Annotated in this window: 12 protein-coding genes; 10 read left to right on the top strand and 2 right to left on the bottom strand. The window is 43.6% G+C overall.

What is annotated here, in order from left to right; translation table 11 throughout:
- Window positions 1–67: 67 nt before the first annotated feature.
- The 9 genes from ACZ5AE_RS26395 (at window position 68) to ACZ5AE_RS26355 (ending at window position 10,063) form a co-directional block, all read left to right on the top strand.
- Window positions 68–1,645 (top strand): ABC transporter substrate-binding protein, encoded by a 1,578-nt coding sequence (locus ACZ5AE_RS26395; protein WP_464567580.1) that lies wholly within the window; start codon window positions 68–70, stop codon window positions 1,643–1,645.
- A 27-nt stretch (window positions 1,646–1,672) separates the two neighbouring features.
- Window positions 1,673–2,623, top strand: a complete 951-nt coding sequence (locus tag ACZ5AE_RS26390) for an ABC transporter permease (RefSeq protein WP_464567578.1) — start codon at window positions 1,673–1,675, stop codon at window positions 2,621–2,623.
- A 17-nt stretch (window positions 2,624–2,640) separates the two neighbouring features.
- Window positions 2,641–3,546: an ABC transporter permease gene (locus tag ACZ5AE_RS26385; protein ID WP_464567576.1), complete on the top strand. Its 906-nt coding sequence runs from the start codon at window positions 2,641–2,643 to the stop codon at window positions 3,544–3,546.
- A 22-nt stretch (window positions 3,547–3,568) separates the two neighbouring features.
- Window positions 3,569–4,582 (top strand): ABC transporter ATP-binding protein, encoded by a 1,014-nt coding sequence (locus ACZ5AE_RS26380; RefSeq protein ID WP_464567574.1) that lies wholly within the window; start codon window positions 3,569–3,571, stop codon window positions 4,580–4,582.
- Complete coding sequence (locus tag ACZ5AE_RS26375) at window positions 4,563–5,555, top strand: ABC transporter ATP-binding protein (protein ID WP_464567572.1); 993 nt, start codon at window positions 4,563–4,565, stop codon at window positions 5,553–5,555. The genes ACZ5AE_RS26380 and ACZ5AE_RS26375 overlap by 20 nt, the downstream gene beginning before the upstream one ends.
- A gap of 16 nt (window positions 5,556–5,571) precedes the next feature.
- Entirely contained in the window at window positions 5,572–6,684 is a 1,113-nt protein-coding gene (gene menC / locus ACZ5AE_RS26370) for an o-succinylbenzoate synthase (RefSeq protein ID WP_464567570.1), read from the top strand.
- A 66-nt stretch (window positions 6,685–6,750) separates the two neighbouring features.
- Window positions 6,751–7,902 (top strand): M20 peptidase aminoacylase family protein, encoded by a 1,152-nt coding sequence (locus ACZ5AE_RS26365; RefSeq protein WP_464567568.1) that lies wholly within the window; start codon window positions 6,751–6,753, stop codon window positions 7,900–7,902.
- 114 nt (window positions 7,903–8,016) lie between these two features.
- Window positions 8,017–9,129 (top strand): o-succinylbenzoate synthase, encoded by a 1,113-nt coding sequence (gene menC, locus ACZ5AE_RS26360; RefSeq protein WP_464567566.1) that lies wholly within the window; start codon window positions 8,017–8,019, stop codon window positions 9,127–9,129.
- A gap of 472 nt (window positions 9,130–9,601) precedes the next feature.
- The gene (locus tag ACZ5AE_RS26355) at window positions 9,602–10,063 is read left to right on the top strand and encodes a staygreen family protein (protein ID WP_464567564.1); all 462 of its coding nucleotides are present in this window, start codon (window positions 9,602–9,604) and stop codon (window positions 10,061–10,063) included.
- A 16-nt stretch (window positions 10,064–10,079) separates the two neighbouring features.
- On the opposite strand, the gene psiE is transcribed toward ACZ5AE_RS26355, so the two are convergent.
- Complete coding sequence (psiE, locus tag ACZ5AE_RS26350) at window positions 10,080–10,520, bottom strand: phosphate-starvation-inducible protein PsiE (RefSeq protein ID WP_464567562.1); 441 nt, start codon at window positions 10,518–10,520, stop codon at window positions 10,080–10,082.
- A gap of 384 nt (window positions 10,521–10,904) precedes the next feature.
- Between psiE and ACZ5AE_RS26345 the strand changes: the two genes are divergently transcribed.
- Window positions 10,905–11,465: a hypothetical protein gene (locus ACZ5AE_RS26345; RefSeq protein ID WP_464567560.1), complete on the top strand. Its 561-nt coding sequence runs from the start codon at window positions 10,905–10,907 to the stop codon at window positions 11,463–11,465.
- Window positions 11,466–11,597: 132 nt separating this feature from the next.
- On the opposite strand, the gene ACZ5AE_RS26340 is transcribed toward ACZ5AE_RS26345, so the two are convergent.
- The gene (locus ACZ5AE_RS26340) at window positions 11,598–13,811 is read right to left on the bottom strand and encodes a glycerophosphodiester phosphodiesterase family protein (protein WP_464567558.1); all 2,214 of its coding nucleotides are present in this window, start codon (window positions 13,809–13,811) and stop codon (window positions 11,598–11,600) included.
- Between the last annotated feature and the right edge of the window lie 9 nt (window positions 13,812–13,820).

Below are 13,820 nucleotides of genomic sequence, written 5' to 3'. Positions count from 1 at the left end.
TTCATATTTTTAAAAAATGAAGTGTGAACTTTTTTTGAATTAAAAATATATAAGGGGGAAATGGAAAATGAAGAAAGTAAGCCTGTTATTCTTAGTGTTAATTCTGGCCTTCTCGATCATTGGCTGTTCGGGAGCAGAGGAATCAGGTTCAAAAAAATCAAATTCGGGAAGTGAAGAAAAGGTCAAAGGCGGTGAGCTCCAAGTAGCCTACAACGCCCAGCCGCCGACCCTTGACCCGCTTCTAACTACGGCAGTTGCGACACGTGATATTACAAGACATATATATGAATCGCTTGTTACCTTCAACCAGAAGTTTGAAGTGGAACCAATGCTCGCTGAGTCCTACAAAGTTAGTGAAGATGGAAAGAAGATTACGTTTGTATTAAGAAAAGGAATTAAATTCCACAATGGTAAAGAGATGACGGTTGAGGATGTTGTGGCCTCAATGAATCGTTGGAGAGACGTCACTCCATTAGGGAAATCTTATTTTAAAGATGCCACATTTACTGCTGAAGGCGACAATACTGTCGTGCTTGAAATGCCACAAACGCTCTCGACGGCACTCGCGATGCTGGCTGACCCAGGACAAGCAGCGATTATTACTCCTAAAGAGGTTAATGAATCCGCAACAGAAAAAGGACTTACGGAATTCGTTGGCACGGGACCTTATAAGTTCGTTGAGTGGAAAACAGACCAATATGTCCATTTGGATAAATTTAAAGACTATCAATCTCTTGAAACAAAAAGCAGCGGTTTAGCAGGAAAAAAGGAAGCGTTGCTTGATGATATCTACTTCCAGTTCGTTACAGATGCCTCCACACGCTTAGCGGGAATTCAAACAGGCGAATATGATGTTGCCAATGCGATTCCGTTTGACAATGCGGAGCAGTTAGAAGCAAATGAAGATGTAGAAAACCATGTTGATCATAACGGATTTAATGGAATTGTATTTAACAAGAAGAATAGATTCTTTCAAGATGTAAAGGCTCGTCAAGCTGTGAATGCTGCTTTAGATGAAGAGGAAATTTTAATGGCTTCCTTCACGAATAAAAACTTCTATGAATTAGAGCACGGTCTGATGATTAAAGACCAAGTAGAATGGTACAACGAAGCCGGTAAAAAATTATATAACCAGCATGATACAGAAAAAGCGAAGAAACTTTTAAAAGAAGCAGGATATAACGGCGAGGAAATTGTTCTTTTAGCCAGCCGGGATTATGAAGACCACTACAATGCCGCTGTGGTTGTGCAGCAGCAACTTGAGAAAATTGGCATGAAGGTCAAGCTTGATGTTTACGACTGGCCGACGCTTCTTCAAAAGCGTGGCGATGCGAATGCTTATGATATGTTCGTCACAGGTTTCCCAACTGAGCCGATTCCAGCAAAATATGTATTTTTAGATTCAGCTAGCCAATGGCCGGGCTGGACGAACGACCCTGTCATTGATGAGCTATTAGAAAAAATTAACGCTGCCACTTCCCAAGAGGAGGCAAAGGAATATTTTGAACAGCTTCAGGAGGAGTTTTATAACTATCTTCCAATGATTAAATTCGGAAATAAGACTACTATTACCACAACTCGTTCAAATATCAAGGGAATGGGCTTCTTACAAGGAATCACCCTTTGGAATGTCGAGAAAAAGTAACTAGTCTTAAGAGGGAGTGGTGACACTTTGAAAGGATATATTTTAAAACGGCTACTGTCACTGATACCTGTATTAATGGTTGTATCCGTTGTTGTTTTTCTCATTATCCATATGACACCCGGTGACCCGGCAGCCGTTATACTGGGCCCGGAAGCCAGTCCCGCCGAGGTAGCCGAGCTGCGTGATCAGCTCGGCCTTAACCTCCCTCTATACCAACAATTTTTCAGTTGGTTCATTGGTATAGTGCAAGGGAATTTCGGATTTTCCTTCTTTATGGATGAGCCTGTGCTTCATGCGTTTGTTTCGCATTTGGGACCTACCTTTTCTTTAGCGATTCTTGCGCAGCTTTTTGCAATCGTGATTGCGATCCCGCTTGGCGTCATTGCAGCTAGAAAAAGAGGTTCGGTTGTCGATCAATCTTTTATGGGCTTTTCTTTATTAGGGATTTCCGTGCCAAGCTTTTTGCTTGGATTGTTTTTAATTCTCCTGTTTGCGGTCCATTTGAAGTGGCTGCCAGTAGCAGGCTATAAACCACTAAATGCGGGACTGTATCTTCACATCAGGTACTTAATTTTGCCTGCGATCGCCTTAGGAATGATGCAGGCAGCCCTGATTGCAAGAATGACCAGATCCTCGATGTTGGATATTTTAAATGCCAATTACATTAAAACTGCCCGCTCAAAAGGGGTTAAAGAAAAAGTGATTGTATATAAGCATGCGTTAAGGAATGCGTTCATTCCCATCATAACAATCATTGGTCAAACCTTTGGAACCCTTGTGGCAGGGGCGGCGGTAGTAGAGACCGTCTTTAATATCCCTGGAATTGGGCAATTAATTGTCAACTCGGTAGAACGCCGTGATTTTGCGGTTATTCAAGGGTCCATTATGCTTGTCGCGTTTAGCTATGTCACGATTAATCTCATCATTGACTTATTATATGGTGTCATCGATCCACGAGTACGATTAAGCAGGAAATAGGAAGGGGGAGCTAATTCATGCAAACATCAACCGTCACGGAGGAAAGAGTTTTATCCAACGTGAAAAATCATATTAAGAAAGAACGACGGGAATTAATGTTTCGGCGTTTCTTTTCGAATAAATTAGCCCTCACAGGAAGCATTATTATTTTGCTGATTCTTTTGTTCACTCTTGTTGGGCCATTGCTGACTGCTCATGACCCTTATGAATTAGATGCCAAAAAGCGCCTGCTTGGGCCGAGTTCGGAATATCTTTTGGGAACGGACAATTATGGCCGGGACTTGCTTGCCCGGGTGGCACATGGTGCCAAAGTATCGATTGGGGTAGGGTTTTCTGTTGCGTTGATTACCTCATTGGCTGGAATGGTGATCGGACTTTATGCCGCTTATTTTCGTTCATTGGATAATATTTTGATGCGGCTTTGTGATGGGTTAATGGCTTTTCCGGCTATTTTGCTCGCGATTGCGATTATGGCTGCAATGGGACCAAGAGTAGAAAACGTTATTATTGCTTTGGGTATCGTGTTCACACCTTATGTTGCGCGGACAGTCCGTTCCTCGGCACTAGTTGTAAAGGAGCAGACCTATATTGAGGCACTGAGGTCTCAGGGCGCCAGTTCATCGAGAATTATCTGGTCTAACATTGCCCCTAACGTGATATCCCCATTGGTTGTTCAAGCAACCTTTATCTTTGCAGATTCGATTATTACAGAAGCAGCGCTAAGCTTCTTAGGTGCAGGTATTCCCGCACCGGCTCCAAGTTGGGGAAATCTGCTATATGATGGCAAGATGGTTATTTTTAATGCCTGGTGGATGACTGTGTTTCCGGGTATTGCCATTATGCTTACGGTATTGGGCCTTAATCTGTTTGGTGATGGCCTTCGTGATTTGTTGGACCCTCATAATAATAAAGCAAAGAAATAAAGAGCAGAGGAGGGCAGCGTGAATGATGGAAAAATTGTTGGAAGTAAAAAATTTAAAAACACATTTTAGGACGGAGCGGGGAGCGGTTACTGCTGTAGATGGTGTTTCCTTTAGCGTTTATGCGGGGGAAATTGTTGGTGTCGTTGGGGAATCCGGATGCGGAAAGAGTGTGACAGCGGAATCAATCCTGCGGCTGTTGGATGAAGGCTCCACTATGTATGAAGGGGAAATTCTCTATCAAGGTAAAAATCTCTTGAATTTTTCCGTAAGCGAAATGCAGGCCATTAGAGGAAATGACATCTCGATGATTTTCCAGGATCCGATGAGCTCGTTAAATCCGGTGTACACAGTAGGCAATCAAATTGCGGAATCCATTCTTCTGCATCAAAAGTGCAGCAAGAAAGAGGCATATGCTAGGGCGGTTGAAATGCTTCGTTTAACGGGTATTCCTTCTCCGGAAAAAAGGATCCATGAGTATCCTCATGAGCTTTCAGGGGGGATGAGGCAGCGTGTGATGATTGCAATGGCCCTATCCTGTCAGCCCCGGCTGTTAATTGCGGATGAACCGACAACCGCACTTGATGTGACCACACAGGCACAAATTCTCGATTTGATTCATGAATTGAAAGAGGATTATAACATGGGAACTATTATGATTACCCATGATTTAGGTGTAGTGGCTGAGGTTTGTACTCGGGTTGTCGTGATGTATTTGGGACAGGTAATCGAAGAAGCAGATGTAGAAACGTTATTTAAGTCCCCTTTTCACCCGTATACACGGGGGTTATTAAAATCCATTCCGCAATTAACTGGGAATCGTTCGGAAAAGCTTCATGTCATTGAAGGGAAAGTCCCGACGCTGCATCAAGTTCCGAAGGGCTGCAGATTTGCCCCGCGCTGTGAGTTTGCCAGCCAAAAATGCAAAGAAGAGATGCCGGAACTCAAAGAGGAAGTAAGCGGACATAAAATTAGGTGCTGGCACTATGAAGAAGTGTTGAAAGCAGGGGAGGATCGCTATGTCGGTACAAACAGCTAAAAGAGAACAGCCGCTCTTGCAGGTACGGAACATAAAGAAGTTTTTCCCCATCACCAATTCATTAGGAAAAGTGACTAGTCACGTGAAAGCAGTCAACGATGTATCATTTGATATATTCGAGGGTGAAACTTATGGATTGGTAGGAGAATCCGGATGCGGCAAGAGCACTACGGGACGTACCGTGATGCGGCTGGTCGAGCCGACTGGGGGAGAAGCTCTTTATCAGGGAAAGGATCTTTATAAGCTTAGGGGGAAAGAACTCCTTAACATGAGAAAAGAGCTGCAGATGGTCTTTCAAGACCCATACTCCTCCTTGAATCCAAGAAAAAGAATTGGTCATATTTTAGAAGAAACCCTAAAAATCCACCGTATTGGCAACAAAGCAGAACGGATGGATCGTGTCATGGATATTCTGCACAGAGTAGGATTTCAGTCGGAGCAATATTATCGCTATCCCCATGAATTTTCGGGAGGGCAAAGGCAAAGAATCGGTTTAGCACGAGCGCTGATGGTCAACCCGAAGCTGATTATTTGTGATGAGCCGGTTTCCGCTCTTGATGTATCCATCCAGTCACAGGTTTTAAATTTATTAGAAGAGATTCAAGATGAATTCCAATTATCGTATTTATTTGTTTCCCATGATTTAAGTGTTGTACGTCATATTTCGGACCGTATCGGGGTTATGTATTTAGGACAGCTGGTAGAAGAGGCGCTGACGGATGAATTGTATGCTAATCCGCTTCACCCCTACACTCAGGCATTACTATCAGCAGTACCAGTACCAGTACCAAATCCTGCTGTAAAAAAAGAACGAATTACTCTAAGAGGCGAGGTTCCTTCACCGTTAAACCCTCCATCTGGTTGTGTTTTTCATACAAGATGCCCATTCGCCACGGAGATCTGTAAACAAGAAGTTCCGGTGAAGAAGATGGTTGCAGTGAATCATGCAGTTGCGTGCCATCTATATGAATAAGATAGGGGATAAAAGGATGAAAATCGAAAAAGTTGTACTTAGAAGACTAAAGATGGATTTAAAGTTCCCGTTTCAAACAAGCTTTGGTACCCAGACAAATCGGGAGTTTATTATAACAGAGGTTTATGCTGGAAATGATATCGGCTACGGGGAGTGCGTTGTCAACTCCAACCCATTTTATAATGAAGAAACTGTCGATACGGCTTGGCATATATTAAAGGATTTCCTTATTCCGTTTCTTTTTCAAAAAGAAGAAATCAGCCATCCGGATGAAGTGAATGAGCTTTTTAAACAAGTCCGCCGTAATAATATGGCTAAATCAGCCTTGGAAGGCGCTATTTGGGATTTGTATGCGAAGAAGCAGGGGAAGCCTCTTGCGGAAGTAATCGGCGGAACGAAACAAAAGATTGCCGTCGGAGTCAGTATCGGGATTCAGGAATCGAAAGAGGCGCTTGTTGAAACGGTAGGGAAGTATCTTGAACAGGGCTTTCAAAAAATCAAAATCAAAATTAAGCCTGGGAAGGATATTGAAATGCTGCAGGCAGTAAGAGACAAATATGGCGATATTCCAATGATGGCCGATGCTAATTCAGCGTATACATTGAATGATGTAAACCTGTTTAAGCAGATGGATAGCCTGGGGCTGATTATGATTGAGCAGCCGCTGGCCCATGATGATATTGTCGATCACGCCAAATTACAGGCTGAGATTCAGACCCCAATCTGCCTTGACGAGAGCATTCATTCCGTTGAGGATGCCAGAAAGGCGATAGAACTTGGAAGCTGTAAAATTATTAATATTAAGATTGGCAGAGTAGGCGGAATCTCCGAAGCTATTAAAGTTCACCATTTATGCAAAGAGAACAATATTCCGGTATGGTGCGGCGGGATGCTCGAGTCCGGCATAGGGCGGGCACACAATCTAGCCATCACCAGCTTGGACAATTTTACCATTCCGGGGGATACAGCTCCTTCTGCCCGTTATTGGGAACAGGATATCATTGACCCATGGATTGATATGGATTCAGCGGGCAATATTGAACTCTCCAAAAAATCGGGAATTGGCTATGAGGTTAATCAAGCTGCTTTGGAAAAATATACAGTAGAAACGGAAGTTTTTGCGAAATAAATGGGGCTGGGGCGGTCCATGATTTCTGGAGAAGCCACGTCCCAGTAAAACAAAGGAGATTTAGTTATGAATGGAACCTTAGCGGTTAACACCCTTAAATCTCAGATCTTTGACATTTTTGAATACCTTCATCAACACCCGGAAGTGAGTTGGAATGAGGTAAACACCACTAAGTATATTGCTAATCTGCTAGAGGATTTAGGAGCAGAGGTGGTTCAGACATTTGATGATTGTCCAGGGGTGGTAGCGGAAATTGGCAAGGGGCCATTGACGGTGGGCCTCCGGGCAGATATGGACGCTTTGTGGCAAGAGGTGGATGGCACGTGGAAAGCGAATCATTCCTGTGGCCACGATGCCCACATGACATTAGCATTAGGTGTGTTTATGACACTGAAAAAATTGAATGTGAAACTGCCAGGAAAAGTAAAGTTTATTTTTCAGCCAGCGGAGGAAAAAGGAAATGGCGCCTTAACCATGGTCGAAAAAAAGGCCATTGATGATGTGGATTATTTATATGGGGTTCATCTGCGGCCGGAATTAGAGGTTGAAAATGGGAAAGCGTCCCCTGCTATTGTCCACGGAGCAGGCCAATTTATTTCAGGGAAAATTGTCGGGGAAGACGGTCATGGCGGCCGGCCGCATCTAGGGACAAATGCCATTGAAGTTGCATCCGCATTGGTTCAGCATTTGAATGGAATCCACCTTAATCCAATGGTCCCTTATTCCGTTAAAATGACAAAGCTTATGGCTGGCGGGGAAAATAGCAATATTATCCCGGGATCCGCTGAGTTCAGCCTTGATCTCCGTGCCCAATCTAATAAGTTGATGGGGCTATTGAAGGATAAGGTTGAAAAGGTCATTGCCAGTATTGCCGAGCTGTATCAAGCAGAGATTACCTATACGTTTGAATCAGGAGTGGTAGCGGCTGAGGTAAACGATGAAGCGAAGGATATTATGGCGGAATCGATTGCAAGTGTGCTAGGGGAAGAAAACCTGCTGCCGCCAAGCGTTACGCCAGGCGGCGAGGATTTTCATTTCTATTCTGTTAAACGGCCAGAGGTAAAAGCAACGATGCTGGGGTTAGGATGTGGATTAACACCAGGTCTGCATCATCCGAAAATGACGTTCGACCGTGAAGCTTTAATTGCGGGGACGGAAATCTTAACGAGGACAATTTTGGCAACCTTTGAAAAAAACGGGCTGAGGGTCGATTATTAAACGTTTTTTAGGAAACCAAGATGAACGGCTTTTTGTCTGGCGGATGATTAAATTGACGAGGAATTAACAGAAATTATAGCGACAGACATTTTGTCGTTTTGGGAGGAACCACAAATGAAAATTCAAAAAGTGAAATTTGAACGTTTAAAAATGCCGCTCCTTTCTCCTTTCCAGACGAGCTTTATGACGGAAACGGAGCGTGAATTTATTCTCGTTAGTGTTTATGGAGATGGTCATGTCGGCTATGCAGAATGCGTTGCGATGGATGCACCAGTTTATAATGAGGAAACAATCGATACTGCAATCCATATCTCCGAACAGTTCATCATTCCAAGGGTACTCGAAATGGATTTTCAATCTCCAGAGGATTTTACGAAAGAATTTGCCTGGATGCGCAGAAATAACATGGCGAGATCAAGTATCGAAAGCGCGATTTGGGATTTATACGCGAAGCAAAAGGGAATCTCCCTTGCGGAGGTATTGGGTGGAGAAAGAGAAGAAATTGAGGTTGGTGTAAGTATTGGTATTGAGCCAACCGTTGAAGGCTTGTTAAACAAGGTTGAAAAGTTCCTTGAGGAAGGCTATAAAAAAATTAAAATCAAAATCAAGCCGGGTGTTGATGTTGAGCGGGTAAGGGCTGTCCGTGAAAAATTCGGGTATGATGTGCCGCTTATGGCCGATGCGAACTCTGCGTATACATTGGCGGATATCGACATCTTAAAAGAGTTGGATCAATATGGGCTGATTATGATTGAGCAGCCGCTTGCCCATGACGACATTATTGATCATGCTAAACTACAGAGCCAATTAGAAACGCCAATTTGCCTGGATGAAAGCATTCATTCTGTAGAGGATGCCAGAAAAGCGATTGAGTTAGGAAGCTGTAAGATCATTAATATCAAAGTTGGACGTGTTGGCGGATTAACAGAGGCGAAAAAGATGCATGACCTCTGTCAATCTTACGGAATTCCTGTATGGTGCGGCGGAATGCTTGAATCTGGGGTCGGACGGGCCCATAATATTGCGATCGCATCTCTTGCAAACTTTACGATTCCAGGAGACACTTCTGCCTCCAAGAAATATTGGGCAGAAGATATAATTGAACCAGAGGTCGTCCTAAGCAAGCCAGGTATTGTCGCTGTACCAAACGGACCTGGAATTGGATTCAAGGTCCGACAGGATATTGTCGATAAATACCTTATAAGCTCGAAAGTGTACTCTTTATAGAAAATGAGAAAAGTGTGATTAGTTACTGGTCTTGCCATAGATTTAATTCATCATTAAGGGAACTTAAGGGGATTTATTAAAAGTTTCCCATTTGACATTAGAGATTTAGAGAGGAGTGCCACATGTGCACTTCTCTTTTTGTTATTCATACTAACCTATTAATGGTACTGTTTCGTTTATATTAAATATTGAGGTTTTATGGGAGATTAAGATGGAAAAGAAACGAGAGTAGAACCATTGGAAGACCGGGATAGAATGAAAGCGGAACTGGCGGCGCCTTCGCAAGGATGAAAAGATTATCAAAGTGCCACCGTTTAGTGACTTTGTTCTTCTGTCCTAATTTGAAGCAGAAGAACCTGTGCATCATAGTCTATTACTATATACAAAAGAACAGCCAAAATAGTTTCACTGTCTTCATTTTTTCGAAATACTCTATAGAGGGTTAGTTGAATCTTCTATGGGGAGTATGATTATGAGTCCGGATTTTAATCCTTCTAAGCTGCATGTTAACTGGTTGTCTGGTTCGACCTCTATGCAGGTTCATGGACGAAAGTACACGCTGACACATTCCGATGCAACCGGTGACTTGTTTTTAAGCATTGGCAATCATTACGATTTAATTAACGTTTCCAAGCGTGATGAGGTATTGGCAGAATGGATGACAACGAAGAAAGGTATGCCTTTTTTAAGTGGAAATGTGTATGTGAGTGGAGGAGAGTTTGATGAACAAGCGGCACAGCTGCGATTCCTAATTTTTCAGCGTGAATTAAACCTTGCCCTATCTGCCATCATCTATGGCGACCATTGTCTTTTCCGTCAGTACCCTGAACTGTACGATGCAAACATCTTTATACACTTTAACTCGATCTTTCCAGCCTTTAACCAGACCATGTACTATCGTACTCCACGCTATTATACAAAGAATGGGGCATAAGAACCGTCCCCGTGCATCAACCATGCCTCCAAATCCTCTCAGGCCTTTCACGGGGAGTTAGGTTGATAATGAAATACCCAATGATAAGGATTAGGATGACAAGCGAATAGAATAAGGTACTTAAAGCAGAATCGTGCTCCACGATGATAAGCCTGATCATGGCGGTAATGCCAATGTATAAAAAGTACCGGATCGGGAAATGGTATTGTTCTTTGAAGTATTTAACAATCATCGCGATGAACTCAAAGTATAAAAAGAATAGCAGGATATTGGCAAAAAACTGTTGGTGGTTATGGCTGCTATTTTCTAATAACATTTGACCAAAAATGAGTAATTCCTTCACCAATAATATGGCTAGAATGATCGCTAATAACACCAGAGACACATTCAAAAATATTCGGAGAGCACTAGGAATTAGCATCAGTATAGAATGAAAATTCTTTTTTACTTGTTCCATGCATACCATCCCCCGTTTGATGAAAATCCTTGCTTGATTACTAATCTTATTTTTAAAACAGTGGAAAATCAAGACTCTTGTCAGAAAATTTACTATACTTTTACAAAACGATATGTCCAACATGAAAAAGCCACCCTCCTTGAATTGTGAGGGTGGCAACTTGGGACATAGGGACGGTTCTTTTGCATCACATTGAAATAAGGCAGAACCTTCCCTTTGCATTATTTAATGTTCTTTTTTAGAAACTTAGATTAATACAATGTATATAGGGATTAGGAAGGGGGGGCTTTAGGCCGGGGAACTGATGTGGCGCTTTTTGCTGATTTGACGGGAAAGGTTGAATTCATTTATCAGGAATGCGAATGTAAGGGAGGAGTGTAGATTATGACCATATCTTCATTTATTCGTTTTACTGGTTTGTGTTCAATTATTTCAGGAATTCTTTTTGTCTCACTGTCAATTTGGTATAACATTTCAATGGAAGCGTTTGGAGCATATGTTGATTTAGTTGGCATGCTGCTCCTGCTGCTGGGACTTGCCGGTATGTATCTTCGACAAATAAATGTTTCTGGCGCCGCAGGGTTCATTGTTTTCCTGATCGCATTCTTCGGTGCTGCTATGTGGACGGGACATGGCTGGGTTCAGTCCTTTGTAGTGCCCGTGCTGGAAAAATCTGCTCCAGCGCTGCTTGATAATCCTCCGGACTTACTGATGACCGGGGTCTCCTTATCACTATATCCATTTTTTATCGGAATCCTGCTATTTGGTCTATGGACTGCTGTAAAAGGTGTCCTTCCTCGCTGGCCGGCTATTATCCTCGTCATTGTTCCAATATTAGACTTCATCCCATACGGATCTTACGTAGCGCAACCTCTTGCAGGCGTAGCGTTTATTTGGCTCGGATACTCAGTATGGAAAGAAAATGATGTGTCAAAGCACAATTGAATTTATCGGAATATAAAGCAAGAACCGTCCTTTGACACGTGGGGACGGTTCTTTTGCATCATTTCCGCACGTTGCTTTTTAAAATTGCATTGCCTGACCACTATTTTGAGACATGAGAACCGTCCCCATGCATCACTCCAGTTCGAAGGTGTGGCTGAAGTGGGTTTTGCCGTTTTCGTCTTGGATTTCTACTGTTGCTTGTTGCCCAGCTGGGTCGACGCGGAATACGCCGAAGTTGAAGAAGTTGCCTTCTGCGTATAGTTTTTCAGGTCCGAAGGTTGGATCCAATGTTCCCGGGTTTATTTTTACCGCGCCGATTGGGCCGCTGATGAGTTCGTTATAATCCATCTTTCCGTCGTGGTTGGCGTCATATTTAATGACTTCCGCAAAATGGACGTCGGTTGTGACGAAAAATACGTTCTTGATTCCTTTTTCAATGATAAAATCAGAGATCTTCTTGAACTCGTTCTCATAACCGGTCGGGTCATTTGGGTTGACATTATAGCCGTTGGCCCATCCATCGCGCGCCATTGCTTTTCCCGTTGGGATTGAAATTGGCACGGAAGTTGCGACAAGTTTCACTTTAGCATCGGACTCAAGAAGCTGCTGCTCTAGCCATTGTAACTGTTCTTCCCCAAGCATTGTTTTATCCGCACTATCCGCCTCAGCATTTGCAGAGCGATAACTGCGGTTGTTGAGGATGATCATATCCATGGTGTTGCCCCAAGAATACTTATGATAAAGCTTGTCTGCCTCACTGCGTTCACTTGAAATCGGCCAGTAATCTTTAAACGCACTTAAACCTGTTGGTGTCAGTGGTTGTGACGGGCCGGAAAAGTCATTCGTTACCTCATGGTCATCCCAGATGGCAAAGGTGCCTGTTTTTTGCAAAAGGCTGCGCAGCCCGGCATCGGTACGGTTCTCCTTATACTTGGCCCAGAAATCCTGTACCGTTTCAGAAGGAGGGGTTGGAACAGCCGGTGTTGCATTATCGGCATAGATGGTATCACCGCTGAACAGGAAGAAGTCTGGATTTATAGCGGACATCGCTTTGAACGATTTATATGGCGGTATTTCTCCTTGTCCGCCCGTATCGCCGCCCCAAACCATCGTTAATGGTTTTAAACTGTTTTCTTCCGGTGCCGTTTTAAAGGTACCGTTCACAGTATATTTGCTGGAAACCGCATGGACACGGTAATAATAGGTCGTGTCCGGCTTCAATCCGTCAATTTTTACGTTGACTGTAAAATCATGTGCCGCCTCAGCGGAGTTTGTTTTATCCATTGTATCTTTTTTAAAAGTGCTGTCCGTGGAAATTTCAAATTGAACATTTGTTGCTGCGTTGGCTCGTGCCCAAAGAATCGCAGACGAATCAGTTACATCCCCGCTCGCCACGCCGTGTGAAATAAACGGCTTTTCTACTAAATCGACAAGCTGGTCGGTATTGTTTGTGAACTGTCCGTCCACGCCAAGCGAGAGCAAGGATACCATATCGTCCTTTGCATTGACGGTCCATGGATGAACAAGAAGCTTGTTCTGATGGGCAGCTTCCATTAGCTTAGGAACAACCAGTTCCTTGCTTGGGCCGACCCCCGCAGCATATTCAGAGATTCGCTTCATTTCCTGTGAGACATCCTTGCCAGCCAGCATAGCACCTGTATAAAGCTGGATGAGCTTGACATCAGGGGCAAGTGTTTTTAACTTGCGAAGCGAGTCCTCGCTGAATGATTCTAGGAACAGTTTTTCGCTGTCAAGAACGTCGGTTTTTTTCAAAATATCAATGACTTTCTCTTCCATTCCGGGGTAAACGTTCGGTGCTTTTGTCTCCATGTAAAGACCGACTTTGCCGTTTCCGTGCTTTTTGACAAACTCGATGGCTTCCTCAAGGGTTGGGACCTGCTGTCCAGTATACTCTTGCTTCGCCTTGTCCGGGTTGGCCTTGTTAAACCATGACCCTGTATCCAGACGCTTGATTTCTTCAAGAGTAAAATCCTTTACCCGCCATGGGGCGCGGTCCGGATAAAGTTCCTTGGCATTCGTTGTCCGCGCAAGTGTTTCATCATGCATTGCGATCAACTGGCCATCCTTGGTCATTTGCAAATCGAATTCCACATAATCTGCCTTCATCGTCATCGCCTGCTTATAGGCTGCGAGTGTATGCTCTGGAACGTAGGCGGAGGCCCCGCGGTGGGCGATCACCGCCACATCAGGGGTAAGCGGACGTAAGGTCGATTGTCCATTTTCAGTCGGAGAAATTTCAATCGGCTTGGCCAATGCGGCATAAGGAGCGTCTGCCGTCACAGCCAGAGATAAACAAGCTAATCCAGCTACTAAACTCTTTTTCATTTACCATCA

Source organism: Neobacillus sp. S1227, from assembly GCF_055385255.1.
This window is presented reverse-complemented; position numbering and strand designations above follow the sequence as displayed.

Bases quoted from the DNA above. Each gene is read 5' to 3' on its own strand.
- ACZ5AE_RS26355 (WP_464567564.1), top strand. From the start codon at position 9,602: ATGAGTCCGGATTTTAATCCTTCTAAGCTGCATGTTAACTGGTTGTCT.
- ACZ5AE_RS26340 (WP_464567558.1), bottom strand. From the start codon at position 13,811: ATGAAAAAGAGTTTAGTAGCTGGATTAGCTTGTTTATCTCTGGCTGTG.
- ACZ5AE_RS26345 (WP_464567560.1), top strand. From the start codon at position 10,905: ATGACCATATCTTCATTTATTCGTTTTACTGGTTTGTGTTCAATTATT.
- menC (WP_464567566.1), top strand. From the start codon at position 8,017: ATGAAAATTCAAAAAGTGAAATTTGAACGTTTAAAAATGCCGCTCCTT.
- ACZ5AE_RS26380 (WP_464567574.1), top strand. From the start codon at position 3,569: ATGATGGAAAAATTGTTGGAAGTAAAAAATTTAAAAACACATTTTAGG.
- ACZ5AE_RS26385 (WP_464567576.1), top strand. From the start codon at position 2,641: ATGCAAACATCAACCGTCACGGAGGAAAGAGTTTTATCCAACGTGAAA.
- psiE (WP_464567562.1), bottom strand. From the start codon at position 10,520: ATGGAACAAGTAAAAAAGAATTTTCATTCTATACTGATGCTAATTCCT.
- ACZ5AE_RS26365 (WP_464567568.1), top strand. From the start codon at position 6,751: ATGAATGGAACCTTAGCGGTTAACACCCTTAAATCTCAGATCTTTGAC.
- menC (WP_464567570.1), top strand. From the start codon at position 5,572: ATGAAAATCGAAAAAGTTGTACTTAGAAGACTAAAGATGGATTTAAAG.
- ACZ5AE_RS26395 (WP_464567580.1), top strand. From the start codon at position 68: ATGAAGAAAGTAAGCCTGTTATTCTTAGTGTTAATTCTGGCCTTCTCG.
- ACZ5AE_RS26375 (WP_464567572.1), top strand. From the start codon at position 4,563: ATGTCGGTACAAACAGCTAAAAGAGAACAGCCGCTCTTGCAGGTACGG.